Below are 16,186 nucleotides of genomic sequence, written 5' to 3'. Positions count from 1 at the left end.
CAGGAAAACGCCTGACAGACCCCGTACCAGGCTTCGCGATCAGCTCCCTTGCGCAAGTCATCAGCGTCCGTCGTCAGGCTGTCGCAATCGCCGCAGATAGGCGAGGCCCAGATCCCCGCACTCCTTGAGCAGGGCGCCACCACCATGGGCCTGCACCCCGGGTGCCTCTGGCGCCAGCATGGCCAGGGGATAGCGCCGCACCGTCAGCCCGCTGAGTGTCTGCTCGCCCTCTGTCGCCTCCCCCGCCATGAAGAGCGCCACCCCCTCATCGTGCAGTATGGCCACAACCACTTCCTCGTCATCCAGCCAGGGGGCCAGCGCCTCTTTGCGTGCATCTGTCAGGCGCGCCGGGCGATCCAGCCGCCAGTGATCGAGCTCGAGGGCGCCATCGGCCGGATCTGGCCGACGCCCGTCATGGTGCATGCCAGTCTTTTCCATCACCCGGCCTGAGGCGAGGTTGCCCGGCATGTGGCGAGCGGTGAGGGCAGGCAGGTGCCACTGCTCGAAGGCAAACGCCCTGACCAGGCTCGCGGCCCGGGTGGCCAGCCCCCTGTTCTGCCAGGGCACGCCGACCCACCATGCCAGCTCCCCGTGCCAGTGCAGGGAGAGGGAGCCGACCAGGGGAGCGGGCTCGTCTTCACGCCCCTGGGGCAGAGTCAGGGCCCAGGTGCATCCCAGCCCGAGAGCAGCCTTGCGCCCGCTCAGGGCAAGCCAGTCCCGCGCCGCCTCCGGCGAATAGGGGTGGGGGATGTTGAGGGTATAACGGGCGAGCGCCGCATCCGAACAATAACGCAGGATGGCGCTCTCATCGCCGGGCAGCAGGGGGCGCAGCACCAGCGCGTCCTGCCCGCCAGGCTCGCGCAGCACCGGGGTCATCAGGAGGCGGGCAAGCAGGCGTTGCAGGGCAACCCCGAGGTCGTCATCGGCACCGAGGCGATGATCCGCCCCCGCGGGCCCCAGGGTGAGCAGGCCGCTCTCTCTGGCCAGGGTCAGCAGGGAGCCGGAGGCAGCGATCAGGATCTGCCGGTCCGGCTGTGTCGCCATCAGCGGGGAGGCGGCCTCACCCAGCCAGGCGGCAAGCAGGTCGCGGGCACGGAGAATGCCATCTGGCGGGCTGACCGACCAGGGTGCCATCTCCCTCGCCTCCCCTTTGCCAAGCAGCAGCCACCAGCGGTTTCCCCGGTGCTGCCAGGCCTGCAACGCCGCTTGCCAGGAGGGGCGCCAGAGCGCACCCTCGATCAACAGATCCATTCCTTCCCCCACATCCCCCCCCGGATCAGGCACCGGGTGCCCGGGCGGCACCACACTACTGTCTGAGGCAGCATAAGCAGCTACCAATGAGTTGTTAAACCATATGTTTACCATGGTTAAACGGCATACCCCATGAAAAAATGCCATATGGCTGACTTGATGGCGGTCACATTCCTTCCCCTCCTCGCTTCCTATCATGCCCCCATCATGGCGCGACCAAAGACGCCCATGAAGGACAACGGATAACAAGAGAACACACTATGCAGCCAACCAGCCCACTCAAAACGGTAGTAGTCAGTACCCTGGCGACCGCCCTGCTGATCTTCGTGGCCCAATCCCTCATCGGGAAGCAGGAGATCAGACTCGGCATCGCCATCATCCCCATCCTGCCCATGCTCTTTGCCGTCATCATCGGCATGATCGTCTCCGCCAAGCCCGTCAAGGATCGCATTCCCGGCTGGAAGAGACTCTTCACCGAGCGAGAAGAGGGCTTCTGCGGCAAGATGGTGGGTTTCAGCCTGCTGATCCTCGGGACCCAGTATGCGGGGATGATCATCCCCAACCTCAAGATGATCCTGAGCGTCGGCGTACCGCTCTTCCTGCAGGAAATAGGCAACCTCCTGCCCATCCTCATCGCCATTCCGCTGGCGGTGAAGTTCGGCTTTGGCCGCCGCGCCATCGGGGCCTGCTCCTCCATCAGCCGTGAACCCTCGGTCGCGGTGATCCAGGGCAAGTTCGGCACCGGCTCCCAGGAGTACATCGGCGTGCTCGCCATCTACCTGTGCGGCTCCGTCATCGGCACCCTCTGGTTCAGCGTGCTCGGCAGCATCGCCCCCCTCACCGGACTGCATCCTCTGGCCCTGGCCGCCGGTTCCGGCGTGGGATCCGGCTCCATGCTGAGCGCCGCCTCCGGTGCCCTCATCAACGGCCTCGACGAGGCGATGGCCCAGCAGGTGCTCAGCATCGCCGCCGCCTCGAACCTGCTCTCGTCGGCCCTGGGAGCGCTCTCCCTCACCTATCTGGGTCTGCCGCTCGCTGAAAAAATCTATGCCCTGACAGCCAAAGGAGAGAAAGCATGAAAAGCATCGTGATGGATATGCGCTTCGTCTTCCTGGCGATCCTGCTGGCCATGTTCACCCAGACCCTGACCTCGGGCCTGCCGCTGTGGCAGATGGGGGACAGCTTCATCGCCATGTCCCTGGTGGTGTTTGCCTCCCTGGTGACCAAGCGCTACCTGCCCTCCTCCCTGCCGGCCTTTGCCTATGCCACCATCATCGGCATTCTCATCTGCCTGCCCGAGACCCCGGTGCGCGGCCTCTTCATCGACGCCGTGGCCAAGATCTCCTTCCTCTCCTGCTGCGTGCCGCTCCTGGCCTTCGCCGGCCTCTCGGTGGGCGGTCAGCTGGAGGAGCTCAAGAAGATGTCGTGGAAGGTGATCCTCATCTTCATGATCGTCTCCACCTGCTGCTTCTTTGGCGCCTCCCTGGTTGCCCAGCTCGGTTTCTCCATTCAAGGGATCATCTGATGAACCACTACCATATCGAACCTGACCTGTTGGCTCTGCGCGACTTCAGCTACGAAGTGCGCCACCACCTGCACCGCATCCCGGAATACTCCGGGGCCGAGTTCAAGACCTCTGCCTACTGCCGTGGGTTGATGGAAGAGTTCGGCTACAGGATCACCCTGTATCCCGGTTTCACCGGTTTTCACGGGGATCTGGCGGTCGACCCTGCCCTGCCCACCATTGCCTTTCGTGCCGACATGGATGGCCTGGAGATGCACGACATGAGCGAGGTGGCGTTCAAATCCACCCATGAGGGGATGGCCCACAACTGCGGCCACGACTCCCACATGGCGATCGCTCTGACCGCCGCCAGGTTTCTGGCCGCCAACCGCGAGCGCCTGCGGTACAACGTCCGCTTCATCTTCCAGATGGCGGAAGAGGACATGCGTGTCCCCGGGGCCGAAAAGATGGTGGAGCTTGGCTGCATGAAGGGGGTGGACGAGGTCTATGCCCTGCACAACGACGGCGCCATGGAGACGGGCACTATCAAGTTCAACCAGGGGGTCATGTCCTCCTGGGGGTCTGCCTGGACGCTCGATGTGCACGGCATCTCCGCCCACGGCTCCACCCCCCACAAGGGGCTGGATGCCATCCGGGAGGCGGTGCGGATCATCGAGGACATGGACTACATCGTCGCCAAGCGCACCAGCCCGTTCAGCCCGGCGGTCTTTGGTTGCGGCATGATCAACGGCGGCACCATTCCCAACGCCATCGCCGATCATGTGCAGGCCCGTGGCACCATCCGCGCCATGGACGCCGAAACCGACCAGATCCTGAAAAACAGCTTCAGGGACATCATCGCCCAGAGCGAGCTGCGCGGCTTCAAGACCACCATGGTCCATGCCGGCTACCCGGCAGTGGAGAACCACCCCCAGGCCTGCGAGCGCCTGCAACAAGCCGCCTCGGATGTGTTGTCCAGCGACGGGATCAACGCAAAGGGCCAGCCCATGACCGGCAGCGAGGACTTCAGCTACATGATCAACGCCACGCCAAGCCGCATGGGGGCCATGTTCTTCCTCGGCAGCGGCAATCAGGCCAAGGGGATCTGCAACTACCTGCACGCGAACCCCTATTACCTGGACGACGACTGCCTGCTGATCGGTGCCCAGATCTTCGTCAATCTGGCGACCCGAACCCCCTAAGCTGCAAGGGGGCTGCCGCACCCCGAAGCCCTGCTGGATGATGGCGATCTGCGGCTCTGCACCCGGAGCGCCGTCAATCTGGTGACCACGACAGCCGGGAGAGAGGGATCACCGGGAAAAGGCAGCGCAGGACACCACTTATCACAAAAAAGAGAGGCCATTGGCCTCTCTTTTTTGCCTCTATGCAGCACATCTGACTCCCCCTGACGGCCTTCAGAGCCAGGGCAGGGTCGCAGACGGGGCGGGCGTTCCCTGGTTGAGCAGCGCCAGCTGCACCGTCTCCCGGCTCACATGGGGGGCATAGAGGTGGATGAAGTCGTACATGTAGTCCCGCAGGTGGGCGTGCCTGCGCAGGCACACATGGGCCACGCTCGAGGCGATCAGATGATCGATGTTGAGGCAGACCAGGCTCTCCCTGTCCCCTTCGTCGAACGCCGAGGTGGCGATCACCCCGACACCCATCCCCAGGCGCACATAGTGCTTGATGATGTCGCTGTCGGTGGCCGTCAGCACGATGCGGGGGCTGAGGCCATGGCGTCCGAACGCCTTGTCCATCTTGGAGCGGCCGGTGAAACCGAACACATAGGTGATGAGGGGATACCGGGCCAGATCCGCCATGGCCAGCGGCTGGCAGTCCAGCAGCGGATGGCCGTGGGGCACCACCACGCTGCGCCCCCAGCGATAGCAGGGCACGGTCGCCAGCTCGTCGAACAGGTGCATGGACTCGGTGGCGATGGCCATCTCCACATCCCCGTTTTGCGCCATCTGCGCCAGTTGGGCAGGGGCTCCCTGATGCAGCTGGATGCTCACCTCGGGGTAGCGGCGGGAGAATTCGGTAATGACCGCCGGCAGCTTGTAGCGGGCCATGGTGTGGGTGGTGGCGATGCGCAGCACCCCGCTGGTGGCCAGCTGATCCCCGAGGGAAAGCTGGCCAATCTGCTCCACCTGGGCCACCACTCCCCTGGCCAGCTCCATCACCTGCTCCCCCATGGGGGTCAGGCCCGCCAGGTTCTTGCCCTTGCGGGTAAACAGCGCCAGCCCCAGCTCCTCTTCCAGCATCTTCATCTGCTTGCTGAGGGTCGGCTGGGAGGTATAGAGCTTCTCCGCCGTCGCCGAGATGTTGAAGTTGTTCTTCACTATCTCGGTGAAGTTCTTGAGCCGGGCGATGTTCATCAGGGCGCCAGGCGCTCGATGTGCCAGCCGTCCCCCTCGCGGGTGTAATAGAAGCGATCGTGCAGACGATGCTCCCCGCCCTGCCAGAACTCGACGGTGTCGATGCGCACCCGGAAACCACCCCAGAAGCTCGGCAGCGGCACCTCGCCATTGGCAAACTTCTGCTTGAGTTCGAGGAACTTGGCCTCCAGCACGCCACGGGCCGAGATGCGGGTCGACTGTTTGGAGACCCAGGCGGCGATCTGGCTGTCCTTGGGACGGCTGTGGAAATACTTCATCACCTCGAAGGCGCTCATCTTCTCCACCCGACCGGTCACGTGCACCTGTCTGTCCAGGGTATGCCAGGGGAAGAGCAGGCTGATACGGGGGTTGCCCTCCAGCTGATGCGCCTTGCGGCTGCCCATGTTGGTGTAGAACACCATGCCGTCGGCATCGTAGTGCTTGAGCAGCACGGTGCGCTGCCAGGGCTGACCATCGGCATCCACGGTGCCCACCACCATGGCGGTGGGATCGGTCAGTTTGGCCTCGCACGCCTGGGCCAGCCACTTCTCGAACAGGGTGAGGGGCTCGGCCGGCAGATCGGCCCGGTGCAGTCCACCCCTGGTGTATTCGCGACGCAGATCAGCCACATCCATCATCTTGATTTTCCTTCTCTCTTTCTCTGCCGCCCGTGCGGCGATGGGTGCAGGCATTGTGCGACGAGCGCGCCATGGGTACAAGCCTCGGGGCGGCCAAATGGCGGAGCAAAAAGAGAGGGAGGCTCATGCCTCCCTCTTTATGCCGATGACCGTCAGCCTACTGCTTGCCGTCAATCGGCGGGCAATGGGCCAGCATGCGCCGGTTGTAGTCCGCCGCATAGGCGCTCAGCCTGGCGTGGGCCTCCTTCTGATCCGGCTTGATGACATCCCCGAATCCATCGAGATAGCGCACGCCGCAGCGCGCCTTGGCCGCCGCCTGCTGATCCGCCGCGATCCCGGGCGCCACCTCGCCGCGCCCGGCCCGCACGATCAGCCGGTAATCCTGCCTGGCAAGGCTGGCGCTGACCGCCTGATCCAGGGTGTCAGCATCGGCCTGACAACCGCCGAGCAGGGTGAGCAGCAGCACCCCGGCAAGTCTCATGCCCGCCTCCGCTGCCAGCCCAGCAACGCCAGGGCCAGGGTCCAGACGCCGAGGGCACCGCCGCCACCGCTTCCCCCCTCTTCACCGCGCTGGGTGACCGAGAGCTTGAGGGGACTGATGGCGAAGAAGATGTTATCGCTGCACGCCACCTTCAAACGGGCAGTGCCATCCTGGCCCGCCGGAATGGTGACGCTCGCCGAGCCCGAGTTGGGTTTGCCGCTGGCAAGGGAAGTCCAGTTTGCCCCCTCGTCCCGGGTCATGAAAAGATCCACCTTGCTGCAGTTGATGGGGGCGGCATTGGTGCCGGCCACTTCCCAACTGATTGTCTGCGTCTTGCCCGCCCCCAGGGGGGTCACCACCGGGCTGGTCAGGGCAAAGGCCTTGCCGGTGTTGACCACCTGGATCTTCATGTCATCGCTGGCGACACCGCCCTTGCCGTCCCGCGCAGTGAGGCGGAAGTTCAGGTCCCGGTTGGTGGCAGGCCAGGCCTCCCCTATCGCCAGGGTGTTGGTGAGCAGGGAGGTGAGACTCGGCAGGGTGCGCTCCGGCACGCTGGTCGGCGCCACGAAACGGAACAGCGGGCGGCTGCCGTCGTCCACCATGGTGGCCGGGCTGCTCGACTCCGTCCCCAGATCGATCTGCTCCCAGGTGTAACTCAGGGCGTCGTTATCCAGATCCGCCCCGGCGCCCTTGAGCACGAAGGGGGTGTTGGCGGGGATGACGTAGTCATTGCCTGCCGCCACCTGGGGCGCATTGTTGACCAGCGCCAACGGGGTGCCGCAATTTGGCACCGTGGCCATGTGGGCCCGCATCTGCTCGATGGACTTGCTGTGGAAATAGGGCTCGCTGTGGGGCTGCAGATCTTCGTCTCCGCAGATCCCCGCATAGGCCATGATGGAGCTGCCGCTGCCCGGCTCCCAGGCCTGGCTTGCCTCCCGGTTGCCGCCACCACAGCTGCCTGTGGTGCCGTTGAAGGTGTGGTCTGCTCCGAACTGGTGACCGATCTCGTGGGCTACGTAGTCGATGAAGAAAGCATCCCCCACCGGCTCGGAGGAGCCCGTCATCCCCGCCGATTTGTCAGGGGTGCAGAGTACGCCCAGTCCCGCCAGGCCGCCGCCACCGGTGTTGACCACATGGCCGATGTCGAAGGCCCCCAGCCCCTTGGTCAGGGCATCGGCCTGCACCTGCATGTTGGCATCGATATCGCCGTCATCATTGTTGAAGGGATCGTTCGCCACGTCGGTGAAGATGATGGTGTCGTTGCCGCTGGCGAGCTGGAATTCGGCCGCCACGTCACGCTGGTAGACCTCGTTGACCCGGTTGAGCAGGGTGGTGATGGCGCCAAGACCCGCCTCCACGGTGCCGCCGTGATACTGGGTGTACTCCCCCGCCGCCGAGATGGCGATGACATAGCGCTTGCGCTCGTTGCCATCCACCAGCACCTGGCGGGCCAGCTTTTTGGCCTCGCCCCCGATCACCTTGTCCGCCTCCTCTTCCAGCCGGCTGTGGGCATCCTGCTGGTAATAGACGGCATAGCCTTCCCCATTGCGAAGGGGATCGACGAACACCATTTTCCCTTCATGGCTGAACATGGCGTGGAATCCCTGGGGACCGAGATCGAAGCGCCCGGTCTCGCCCGGCGCCGCTTCGTTATGCCCCTTGAAGGCCAGGATATCGGGATATTTGGCGGCCAGATCCACCGGCAGCAGATCATAGGGTTGCAGGCTGAAGGTCACCTCCCTGCCATCCGGCAGGGGCAGGGTCAAGCGGCGCTCGCCCCCCTTCAGGGCAGCCAGGTAATCGGTGGAGACGGTGACGATGCGATACTGGCTGGCCCTCACCTCGTACCCATCGGCGGCGGTGGCCCGCGCCGTGACCGTATGCCACTCGCCGGCCATCAGGTTGCCGGACGTCATCAGACCCGCCACCAGCACCGCCAGCGGAGAATATTTCATCAACTGCATCTTTTTAATTCCTTTTTAAACGGATTCACCTGAACTGCCACGGCATCATTTGCCCGCTGGTCCGATTAGTCCAGCAACATCCTCTGTACATTCCCCGAATGGGGAAGGTTGCACCAATGCAGACTAGCCCCTATCATGGCGCGGATTTGTCCGTTCCAGAACCCCTCTTCGACGGGGCCGGTTCACTCTTTCTTTGGCCAAGGTTAATCTCATGCTCAAGTCCCCACTGTTGCCCCGTTTCGGGGATCTGGTCGTTGCCATCGTTGACGATGTGCTGGGTCAGGGTCTTACCCTCGACCGCGCCTATGCACGTCACTTCTCCGGCATCGAACTCAAACCGCAAGAACAGGCAAGGATTGCCCTGGTCACCGGCGATCTGCTGCGCCGCCTCAGCCTCTACTGCTTCCTCACCGGCATCCAGGTCCGTCAGGCGGAGAAGAATGTCTGGCCGCTGCTGCACAGCTGGCACGCCTTCCACAAGATAGATCAGCCCAACCACCCGACCCTGGATCGCTTCAACGAGGAGGCGTTCCGCCGCCGCCTGACCGAGGCCAAGAAGAACCCGGTGCTGATGGACGGCTGCCCTGCCTGGCTGGAAAAACTCGGCAGCGAGCAACTGGGCGACGCCTGGCCGGCCGAGCGTGCCGCCCTGGCCTGGATGCCCAAGCGTTACCTGCGGGTCAACACCCTCAAGTGCACCCGGGACGAGCTGCAAGCCATGCTGGCCAAAGAGCATGTCACCACAGTGCCCGTCGACGGAGTGGAGACTGCCTTGCAAGTGACCTCGGACGCCGCCCTGTTCCGTACCCAGGCCTTTGCCGATGGCTGCTTCGAGCAGCAGGATGCCGGCTCCCAGCTGGTGGCCGCGGCCCTCGACGTCAAGCCCGGCATGCGGGTCATCGACGCCTGTGCCGGTGCCGGCGGCAAGACCCTGCACCTGGCCGCCATGATGCAGGGCAAGGGCCGTCTGCTGGCCATGGACGTGGAAGAGTGGAAACTGGAGAACCTCAAGCAGCGCGCCCGCCGCGCCGGTGCCCACAACGTGGAGACCCGGGTCATCACCAGCAGCAAGACCGTCAAGCGCCTGAAAGAAAGCGCCGATCGCGTGCTGCTGGACGTCCCCTGCTCCGGCCTTGGCGTGCTCAAGCGCAACCCGGATGCCAAGTGGCGCGACACCGCCGAGCGCCTGCCGGTGCTGGTCGCCCTGCAAGAGGAGATCCTGCAGCGCTACAGCCAGATGGTGAAGGTGGGCGGCCTGCTGGTCTACGCCACCTGCTCCATCCTGCCCGAGGAGAACCGCCAGCAGGTGGACAAGTTCCTCGCCGCCAACGAGCACTTCCGCCTGATCGGCGATCACAACGTCAGCCCGGCCGAGACCGGCTTCGACGGCTTCTACATGGCGCGCCTCGAACGCATCGCCTGATGTCTGTCGTGGGCACAAAGAAAAGGGGAGCCAGTGGCTCCCCTTTTTGCATGGTATGGATGCGGCCTTATTCGGCGGCAGCGTCATCCTGCTTGTGCTTGGCGGCAGTTTCCTTGATCAGGGTCTGCAGCTCGCCGGCCTGGAACATCTCGATCATGATGTCGCAACCACCGACCAGCTCGCCCTCGACCCACAGTTGCGGGAAGGTGGGCCAGTTGGCGAATTTCGGCAGCTCGGCGCGGATGTCCGGGTTCTGCAGGATGTCGACATAGGCGAAAGGCTCGCCGCAGGACATCAGGGCCTGGGAGGCCTGGGCAGAGAAACCGCAGCTGGGCAGCTTGGGGGATCCCTTCATGTAGAGGATGATGGGATTCTCAGCCAACTGCTGTTTGATCTTTTCAATAGTTTCCATAAATGCCTCACTGGAGCGATTTCGGCGGCCATTCTACTGCAATCCGGGCAGACCACAAACTGGCAAACCGTTGCGAATGAAAGAAGTCATGCATCAATACGCCGCAGCTTGATCCGGATCATGGCAAGAATCAAGGGTTGTTCGCCCATCTTTGATACTGCTACAATCGACGGGCTTTGGGCCGTCTGGCCCCCTCATTTCAAGAACAATTCTTTTCAAGATAGAAAAGAGTACGCAATGTCTTGCAACCGTCGCCTTCGCACGGACCAGCCAATGGAGAGTAGAAAATGGCTTTCGAACTTCCCGCTCTGCCCTATGCAATCAATGCTCTGGAACCGCACATCTCCCAGGAAACCCTGGAATACCACCATGGCAAGCACCACAACACCTACGTGGTCAACCTGAACAACCTGGTGCCGGGTACCGAGTTTGAAGGCAAGTCTCTGGAAGAGATCATCAAGACCTCCACTGGTGGCGTCTTCAACAACGCTGCCCAGATCTGGAACCACACCTTCTACTGGCACTGCCTCTCCCCGAACGGCGGTGGCGAGCCCACTGGCGCCCTGGCCGATGCCATCACCAAGGCCTTCGGCTCCTTCGCCGAGTTCAAGGATGCGTTCACCAAGTCTGCCATCGGCAACTTCGGTTCCAGCTGGACCTGGCTGGTGAAAAAGGCTGACGGCTCCCTGGCCATCGTCAACACCTCCAACGCCGGTTGCCCGCTGACCGAAGCCGGTACCACCCCGCTGCTGACCGTCGACCTGTGGGAACACGCCTACTACATCGATTTCCGCAACCTGCGTCCGAAGTACATGGAAACCTTCTGGGCCCTGGTCAACTGGGAATTCGTGGCCAAGAACCTGGCTGCCTGATAAGCCTTTCTTGCCAAAACGCCCCGCACTTGCGGGGCGTTTTTTTATGGTCGAATACCTGCCATCGACAACAAAGGCGCCCGCAGGCGCCTTGTGGAAGATGACCGTGCTTACTGGTCTATCTCGTCCATGTAATCGTCGAGGTTGTCATCATCCGCCGCCTCTGGCTTCTGCTCCTGGAGCTCGGGTTTGCGGCCCGTCACCTTGCCATCGTTGTACTGCAAGTAGAAGTCCTTGGTCAGGGCGTAAGGATCCAGCGCGTTGTCGATGATGCGCTCCTGATCGATCAGCTTGGAGCGGGTACCGAGGCCATCCAGCGCCCAGTGCACCACCTTCAGCGGGAAGGTCAGCAGGGCATAGGGGAAGTAGATGGTATCGATGGTATCCCCAACCAGTTGCCGGGTGGTGGTGGGACCGTAGACCGGCACCATCAGATAGGCGCCATCCCCGATGTCGGCCTTGCCGAGCACGGTGTCCATCTCCAGCGTGTTGCGAGCCAGGCCCGCATGCTTGGCCACGTCGAACAGACCGAGCAGGCCCACAGTGGTGTTGAGGGTGAAGCGGCCCAGGTTGGTACCGGCCCCTTTCAGATCACCCACCAGCAGGTGGTTTACCATGCTGCTCGGCTCGTCGAAGTTGTCCACGAAATTCTCGATGCTGTCCCTCACCCCTTGCGGAACATAGCGGGCATAGCCGTGTACCACGGGGCGCGCCACATAGGGCTCCAGCACGTCATAGTTGACGGCCCACATGGCACGGTTGGGCCCCTGGAAGGGGTCGCGAGGATCGCTGGCCGTGCTGGATGCCCCGGGGCGGCTCGGGGTCTCGCCGAGATCCAGGCTCTCCGGGCCCGGCTTGGGAGGGCCGCCCGCACAGCCCGCGAGCAGCAATGCCACCGCCAATGCTCCTGAACGCAGATACATATGAAAGTCCTAAGATTTTTTTGGGTATTGATATGAATTATACAGGGGGCCCACCCCAAGGGGTGGGCCAAAAGCGTATTAGAGGGCGTGATCGATGCGGATGTCAATCGGCGCTGTGGGGATGGTGCTGGTCGGCACGGTGACCGAAACCCCTTCAAAGGCGCCTTCCTTGTTCATGACGTTGCCACCTCGGGAGAGGCGCGCCTTGAACTGCAGCTCGGCATGGGCCGCCAGCTTGCTCCCCTCCATCATGGCATCCCCGTCCCCCAGGGAGAGGGTGAGCGGGAGATGCGGGTCTGCAATGCGCTTGACCGCGATGGGCATGGGCGGACCGTTGGGGATCACCGCAAACACGAACAGATGGGCATCTTCCGGCATCTTGATGCCCGGCGCCAGGGTGATGTGCAGGGGGAACTCCCCCTCTTTCACCGCCAGCACCTCGGCTTGTGCCTGGCCTTCGGCAGACGGGGTGGTCACGGCGATGCCACGCTGGCCAAGCTGCTGCCTGGCGTACTCCATGGAGCGCTCCACCATGGTGTAGCGGGCCGAGCCCGGCTCCAGCAGCGGCAACATCCCCTGCCAGCGGTCGAGGGCGGTCTGGAAATCCTCTTTTTGCAGGGCCATGAAGGCGTGGACGGAGCGGGCCTCGATGTTGGCCGGGTCCTCGGCAATGACCGCCTGCAACAGCTGATCCGCACGGGCTTCCTCCCCCGTCATCATCAGGGCCTGGGCATAGGGCACCGCCACCATGGCCTTCTGGGGCGCGAGGGCGTAGGCACGCTCCAGCGCCTCGCGGGCCATCTCGGGATCATTGCCATCCAGGGTCAGGCGCCCCAGCAGCAGCCAGCCGCGATAGTCGTTCGGTTCTTCTTTCAGCCGGGTTCGCAGGGCCAGGGTGAAGTCCAGCAGATCCTGCTCGGTCACCCGGGTATCGCGCTCCACCAGGATGCGGTTGCTGAGCTCCCCCAACCGGCTGCTGGCATCTTGCCAGCGGCTCACCTCCTGCCAGGCGCCGAGCTTGGCGTACAGGCTGATGCTCACCACCGCCAGCACCAGCACACCGGGGATCCAGATCAGGCTCTTGCCGCCACGGGCGGTCTGCTCCACGTCGGGAATGTCGTCCAGGAGGCTGCGCTGCAGCTCCACCAGGGATTCCGGCTCCTCCGCCAGTATCCCCTGCTCCCGCTCCTCCCCTATCTCCAGCAGGCGCTGGCGATAGAGCTGCTTGTTGAGGGCCGAGCGACTGATGCTCTGCCGGCCCTCGCCGCGCCACAGCGGCACGATCAGCGCCAGGCTCGCCAGCACCAGCAGGGCCGCACCCAGTATCCAGAATGGGGTCATGGTTTCTCTTCCTCTTTGAGCAGGGCGGACAGCCTGGCCTGCTCTTCTGCACTCAGGGTACCTTCAGGCTGTTGCAAGGGAGCAGGGGCATGGCGGCGGCTTCGCACCACCACGGTGACGACGCCAATCACGATGACCAGCAAGGGGCCAAGCCAGAGGATCAGGGTCGAGGCCATCAGGGGGGGATCATAGAGAATGAAGTTGCCGTAGCGGGCCACCATGTAGTCCACCACTTCCTGCTTCTCCTTGCCCTCGCGCACCATCTGGTAGGTCTTGTCCCGCAGATCCTTGGCGAGCCCGGCGTTGGAGTCCGCGATATCCTGGTTCTGGCACTTGGGGCAGCGCAGCTCCTTAGTCAGCTCGCGAAAGGTCTGCTCCTGGGCGTCGCTCTCGAAGGTGTAGACATCGATGGCGGCGCGGGCCTGTCCGGCGCAGACGAGACCGGCCAGCAGCAACAGGGATGCAATCAGTGTTTTCATCGGGGAGGCCTCACTTCATGGCATCGAAGATGGGTTTGAGGGTACTGGCCCAGACGTCTGGGTTGATGTCCCCCACGTGGCGATAGCGGATGATGCCCTGGCTGTCGATGAAGAAGGTCTCGGGCGCGCCATAGACACCGAGATCCAGCCCCAGCATGCCGTCCGGATCATAGAGGTTGACCTGGTAGGGATTGCCAAGCTCCGCCAGCCACTTGATGGCCTTGTCACGCTCGTCCTTGTAGTTCATGCCGACGATGTAGATCCCCTGCCCCGCCAGCTCCTTGAGGTAGGTGTGTTCTCCGTAACAGGTCGGGCACCAGGTGGCCCAGACGTTGAGCAGCATGGGGCGCCCCTTGAGGATGCTCCTGTCGTGCTGCTTGCCCAGATCATAGATGTCCTGCAAGGTGAACACGGGCACCTCCTTGTCCACCATCACGGATTCGAGCTTGGTGGGATCGGAGTAGAGCCCCTTGAACAGAAACACGGCCCCCATCAGGAAGATGATGAAGGGCAGCAGATAGAGCCAGGTCTTCTTGCTCATGCCTTGGCCTCCTCGTCACGACGTCCGAAGCGGTAGCGCTTGTCCAGCATGGCCAGCACGCCGCCGAGGGCCATGAAGACGCCACCAAACCAGATCCAGCGCACGAAGGGCTTGTAGTAGATCCGTACCGCCCAGGCGCCGTTGTCGAGCTGCTCGCCGAGCGCCGCATAGAGATCCCGGGTAACCCCCGCATCGATAGCCGCCTCGGTCATCGGCATGCGGCTCACGGTGTACATCCGCTTCTCGGGTTTGAGCAGGGCAACCTGCTTGCCATCCCGGTGCACTTCCAGCACGCCCTTGAAACCGTCGTAGTTGGGGCCGTTCTTCTCCTTGATCCCGGTGAAGACGAACTCGTAATCGGCGAACTGGACGCGATCACCGGCCTGCATCCGCAGGTCCTTCTCGATGCTGTAGTTCTGGGTGCAGGCGATGCCGATGATGCTCACCGCAAGCCCCACGTGCCCCAGGATCATGGCCCAGTGGCTGTTGCCAAGCTTGCGCACGCCGGTGGCAAAACCGTGTTTGTGGGTGGCCCGCGCCCAGGTCTCCTGCACGCTGGTGACGATGATCCAGACGCCAAGCCCAATACCGAGCGCAGCCCAGGGTTTGAACGCCTCGGCAAAGAGTTTGGGCAACAGCAGAGCCGCGGCCAGGCTCAGCACCAGGGCGAGCATCACCTTGACCTTGAGCTCACCGAGATCCTGGCGGCGCCAGCGGAACAGGGGGCCCACCCCCAGCAGCAGGGCGAAGGGGATGATGAGCCAGCTGTAGATGTGGTTGAAGAAGGGGGTGCCGATGGAGATGCTGCCAAGCCCCAGCTCCTTGTGCACCAGGGGCAACAGGGTGCCGAGCAGCACGGTGAGCAGGCCCGCCACCAGCAGGATGTTGTTGCCAAGGAGCAGGGTCTCGCGGCTCCACAGCTCATGCTTGCCGTGGCTCTTCACCTGGGAGCCCTTGAAGGCGAACAGCAGCAGGGAGCTGCCTATCACCGCCAGCAGGAAGCCCAGGATGAACAGACCCCGGGTCGGGTCCGAGGCAAACGCATGGACCGACACCAGCACGCCGGAACGCACCAGGAAGGTGCCTAGCAGGCTCAGGGAGAAGGCCGAGAGCGCCAGCAGCACGGTCCAGGCCTTGAAGGTGGCGCGCTTCTCGCTCACCGCGAGGGAGTGGAGCAGGGCCGTGCCCGCCAGCCAGGGCATGAAGGAGGCGTTTTCCACCGGGTCCCAGAACCACCAGCCGCCCCAGCCGAGTTCGTAATAGGCCCACCAGGAACCGAGCACGATGCCCAGCGTCAGGAAGACCCAGGCCGCCATGGTCCAGGGACGGGACCAGCGCGCCCAGGTGGCGTCCAGACGCCCCGTCATCAGGGAGGCGATGGCGAAGGCGAAGGCCACCGAGAAGCCCACGTAGCCCATGTAGAGCATGGGGGGGTGGAAGATGAGACCGGGATCCTGCAGCAGCGGATTGAGATCCCGCCCGTCCACCGGGAAATACGGCAGGGTGCGGGTGAAAGGATCCGAGGTGAACAGCACGAAGGCGGTGAAGCCCACCGAGATAAGGCCGAGCACCCCGAGTACCCGCGCCACCGCATCGAGCGGCAGACGGCGACTGAAGAGGGCCACCGCCGCCGTCCAGCCCCCCAGGGTCAGCACCCAGAGCAGCAGCGAGCCTTCATGGGCTCCCCACACCGCCGAGATGCGGTATTGCAGGGGCAGCAGGCTGTTGGAGTTGGTGGCCACGTACTGCACGGTGAAGTCGTTGTCGATAAAGGCCCAGGTGAGGCAGAGAAACGACAGCAGCAGCAGCAGGAACTGGCTGTAGGCGAGCGGGCGGGCCGCCGACATCATGCCAAGACGACCGAGATGGGCCCCGATCAGCGGGTAACTGCCCAGCAGCAGGGCGGTGGCGAAGGCCAGGATCAGTGAGAACTGCCCTAATTCCGGGATCATTGACTATTCCCTCTCGATTGCACGGAGAAA

Annotated in this window: 16 protein-coding genes; 5 read left to right on the top strand and 11 right to left on the bottom strand. The window is 63.5% G+C overall.

Features of this window, described 5'->3' with window-relative positions; all coding sequences use genetic code 11:
* Positions 1 to 60: 60 nt before the first annotated feature.
* Positions 61 to 1,251: a GNAT family N-acetyltransferase gene (locus tag AB5Y93_RS02680; protein ID WP_368228753.1), complete on the bottom strand. Its 1,191-nt coding sequence runs from the start codon at positions 1,249 to 1,251 to the stop codon at positions 61 to 63.
* A 260-nt stretch (positions 1,252 to 1,511) separates the two neighbouring features.
* On the opposite strand from AB5Y93_RS02680, the gene AB5Y93_RS02675 reads away from it, so the two are divergent.
* Genes AB5Y93_RS02675 through AB5Y93_RS02665 form a run of 3 tightly spaced genes read left to right on the top strand, consistent with a single transcriptional unit; the run spans position 1,512 to position 3,957 of the window.
* Complete coding sequence (locus tag AB5Y93_RS02675; RefSeq protein ID WP_010673963.1) at positions 1,512 to 2,330, top strand: DUF3100 domain-containing protein; 819 nt, start codon at positions 1,512 to 1,514, stop codon at positions 2,328 to 2,330.
* A complete protein-coding gene (locus AB5Y93_RS02670) occupies positions 2,327 to 2,776 on the top strand; it encodes a hypothetical protein (protein ID WP_010673962.1) in 450 nt (149 codons plus the stop codon). Before AB5Y93_RS02675 ends, AB5Y93_RS02670 begins: the two co-directional genes overlap by 4 nt.
* Positions 2,776 to 3,957 carry a M20 family metallopeptidase gene (locus AB5Y93_RS02665; RefSeq protein ID WP_368228752.1) on the top strand — a complete coding sequence of 394 codons (1,182 nt, stop codon included), beginning with the start codon at positions 2,776 to 2,778 and terminating at the stop codon, positions 3,955 to 3,957. Before AB5Y93_RS02670 ends, AB5Y93_RS02665 begins: the two co-directional genes overlap by 1 nt.
* A gap of 213 nt (positions 3,958 to 4,170) precedes the next feature.
* Here the strand turns inward: AB5Y93_RS02665 and AB5Y93_RS02660 are convergent, their stop codons facing one another.
* The 4 genes from AB5Y93_RS02660 to AB5Y93_RS02645 form a co-directional block, all read right to left on the bottom strand.
* The gene (locus tag AB5Y93_RS02660) at positions 4,171 to 5,130 is read right to left on the bottom strand and encodes a LysR substrate-binding domain-containing protein (protein ID WP_010673960.1); all 960 of its coding nucleotides are present in this window, start codon (positions 5,128 to 5,130) and stop codon (positions 4,171 to 4,173) included.
* Positions 5,130 to 5,768, bottom strand: a complete 639-nt coding sequence (gene pdxH / locus AB5Y93_RS02655; protein ID WP_368228751.1) for a pyridoxamine 5'-phosphate oxidase — start codon at positions 5,766 to 5,768, stop codon at positions 5,130 to 5,132. The genes AB5Y93_RS02660 and pdxH overlap by 1 nt, the downstream gene beginning before the upstream one ends.
* Positions 5,769 to 5,925: 157 nt before the next feature.
* Positions 5,926 to 6,249, bottom strand: a complete 324-nt coding sequence (locus AB5Y93_RS02650; protein WP_128313477.1) for a hypothetical protein — start codon at positions 6,247 to 6,249, stop codon at positions 5,926 to 5,928.
* Complete coding sequence (locus AB5Y93_RS02645; protein WP_368228750.1) at positions 6,246 to 8,213, bottom strand: reprolysin-like metallopeptidase; 1,968 nt, start codon at positions 8,211 to 8,213, stop codon at positions 6,246 to 6,248. Before AB5Y93_RS02645 ends, AB5Y93_RS02650 begins: the two co-directional genes overlap by 4 nt.
* 211 nt (positions 8,214 to 8,424) lie before the next feature.
* Between AB5Y93_RS02645 and AB5Y93_RS02640 the strand changes: the two genes are divergently transcribed.
* Positions 8,425 to 9,636 (top strand): RsmB/NOP family class I SAM-dependent RNA methyltransferase, encoded by a 1,212-nt coding sequence (locus AB5Y93_RS02640; protein ID WP_010673956.1) that lies wholly within the window; start codon positions 8,425 to 8,427, stop codon positions 9,634 to 9,636.
* 67 nt (positions 9,637 to 9,703) lie between these two features.
* Here AB5Y93_RS02640 and AB5Y93_RS02635 read toward each other — a convergent pair whose 3' ends face one another.
* Positions 9,704 to 10,048 (bottom strand): Grx4 family monothiol glutaredoxin, encoded by a 345-nt coding sequence (locus tag AB5Y93_RS02635; protein ID WP_010673955.1) that lies wholly within the window; start codon positions 10,046 to 10,048, stop codon positions 9,704 to 9,706.
* A gap of 287 nt (positions 10,049 to 10,335) precedes the next feature.
* Between AB5Y93_RS02635 and sodB the strand changes: the two genes are divergently transcribed.
* Positions 10,336 to 10,920 carry a superoxide dismutase [Fe] gene (sodB, locus tag AB5Y93_RS02630; protein ID WP_010673954.1) on the top strand — a complete coding sequence of 195 codons (585 nt, stop codon included), beginning with the start codon at positions 10,336 to 10,338 and terminating at the stop codon, positions 10,918 to 10,920.
* A gap of 110 nt (positions 10,921 to 11,030) precedes the next feature.
* Here sodB and AB5Y93_RS02625 read toward each other — a convergent pair whose 3' ends face one another.
* The 5 genes from AB5Y93_RS02625 to AB5Y93_RS02605 all read right to left on the bottom strand — a co-directional run bounded on the left by AB5Y93_RS02625 (position 11,031) and on the right by AB5Y93_RS02605 (position 16,156).
* On the bottom strand, positions 11,031 to 11,843 hold the full coding sequence (locus AB5Y93_RS02625; protein ID WP_368228749.1) for a VacJ family lipoprotein: 813 nt from the start codon (positions 11,841 to 11,843) through the stop codon (positions 11,031 to 11,033).
* 78 nt (positions 11,844 to 11,921) lie between these two features.
* The gene (gene ccmI / locus AB5Y93_RS02620) at positions 11,922 to 13,184 is read right to left on the bottom strand and encodes a c-type cytochrome biogenesis protein CcmI (protein WP_368228748.1); all 1,263 of its coding nucleotides are present in this window, start codon (positions 13,182 to 13,184) and stop codon (positions 11,922 to 11,924) included.
* Entirely contained in the window at positions 13,181 to 13,663 is a 483-nt protein-coding gene (locus AB5Y93_RS02615; RefSeq protein WP_039039897.1) for a cytochrome c-type biogenesis protein, read from the bottom strand. Before AB5Y93_RS02615 ends, ccmI begins: the two co-directional genes overlap by 4 nt.
* Positions 13,664 to 13,673: 10 nt before the next feature.
* On the bottom strand, positions 13,674 to 14,204 hold the full coding sequence (locus tag AB5Y93_RS02610) for a DsbE family thiol:disulfide interchange protein (RefSeq protein ID WP_041215578.1): 531 nt from the start codon (positions 14,202 to 14,204) through the stop codon (positions 13,674 to 13,676).
* A complete protein-coding gene (locus AB5Y93_RS02605) occupies positions 14,201 to 16,156 on the bottom strand; it encodes a heme lyase CcmF/NrfE family subunit (protein ID WP_323920844.1) in 1,956 nt (651 codons plus the stop codon). The genes AB5Y93_RS02610 and AB5Y93_RS02605 overlap by 4 nt, the downstream gene beginning before the upstream one ends.
* Positions 16,157 to 16,186 lie beyond the last annotated feature (30 nt).

The sequence above is a fragment of the Aeromonas sp. R10-1 genome (genome assembly GCF_040908465.1).
Classification (GTDB): Bacteria; Pseudomonadota; Gammaproteobacteria; order Enterobacterales; family Aeromonadaceae; genus Aeromonas; species Aeromonas caviae.
The sequence above is the reverse complement of the archived record's forward strand: the minus strand, read 5'-3'. Positions and strand labels throughout refer to the sequence as shown.

What these genes read in the sequence shown, in the direction of transcription:
- AB5Y93_RS02650 (WP_128313477.1), bottom strand. Translation starts at nt 6,249, where the DNA reads ATGAGACTTGCCGGGGTGCTGCTGCTCACCCTGCTCGGCGGTTGTCAG.
- sodB (WP_010673954.1), top strand. Translation starts at nt 10,336, where the DNA reads ATGGCTTTCGAACTTCCCGCTCTGCCCTATGCAATCAATGCTCTGGAA.
- AB5Y93_RS02660 (WP_010673960.1), bottom strand. Translation starts at nt 5,130, where the DNA reads ATGAACATCGCCCGGCTCAAGAACTTCACCGAGATAGTGAAGAACAAC.
- AB5Y93_RS02625 (WP_368228749.1), bottom strand. Translation starts at nt 11,843, where the DNA reads ATGTATCTGCGTTCAGGAGCATTGGCGGTGGCATTGCTGCTCGCGGGC.
- AB5Y93_RS02645 (WP_368228750.1), bottom strand. Translation starts at nt 8,213, where the DNA reads ATGCAGTTGATGAAATATTCTCCGCTGGCGGTGCTGGTGGCGGGTCTG.
- AB5Y93_RS02610 (WP_041215578.1), bottom strand. Translation starts at nt 14,204, where the DNA reads ATGAGCAAGAAGACCTGGCTCTATCTGCTGCCCTTCATCATCTTCCTG.
- AB5Y93_RS02635 (WP_010673955.1), bottom strand. Translation starts at nt 10,048, where the DNA reads ATGGAAACTATTGAAAAGATCAAACAGCAGTTGGCTGAGAATCCCATC.
- AB5Y93_RS02670 (WP_010673962.1), top strand. Translation starts at nt 2,327, where the DNA reads ATGAAAAGCATCGTGATGGATATGCGCTTCGTCTTCCTGGCGATCCTG.
- ccmI (WP_368228748.1), bottom strand. Translation starts at nt 13,184, where the DNA reads ATGACCCCATTCTGGATACTGGGTGCGGCCCTGCTGGTGCTGGCGAGC.
- AB5Y93_RS02675 (WP_010673963.1), top strand. Translation starts at nt 1,512, where the DNA reads ATGCAGCCAACCAGCCCACTCAAAACGGTAGTAGTCAGTACCCTGGCG.
- AB5Y93_RS02640 (WP_010673956.1), top strand. Translation starts at nt 8,425, where the DNA reads ATGCTCAAGTCCCCACTGTTGCCCCGTTTCGGGGATCTGGTCGTTGCC.
- AB5Y93_RS02665 (WP_368228752.1), top strand. Translation starts at nt 2,776, where the DNA reads ATGAACCACTACCATATCGAACCTGACCTGTTGGCTCTGCGCGACTTC.
- AB5Y93_RS02680 (WP_368228753.1), bottom strand. Translation starts at nt 1,251, where the DNA reads ATGGATCTGTTGATCGAGGGTGCGCTCTGGCGCCCCTCCTGGCAAGCG.
- AB5Y93_RS02605 (WP_323920844.1), bottom strand. Translation starts at nt 16,156, where the DNA reads ATGATCCCGGAATTAGGGCAGTTCTCACTGATCCTGGCCTTCGCCACC.
- pdxH (WP_368228751.1), bottom strand. Translation starts at nt 5,768, where the DNA reads ATGATGGATGTGGCTGATCTGCGTCGCGAATACACCAGGGGTGGACTG.
- AB5Y93_RS02615 (WP_039039897.1), bottom strand. Translation starts at nt 13,663, where the DNA reads ATGAAAACACTGATTGCATCCCTGTTGCTGCTGGCCGGTCTCGTCTGC.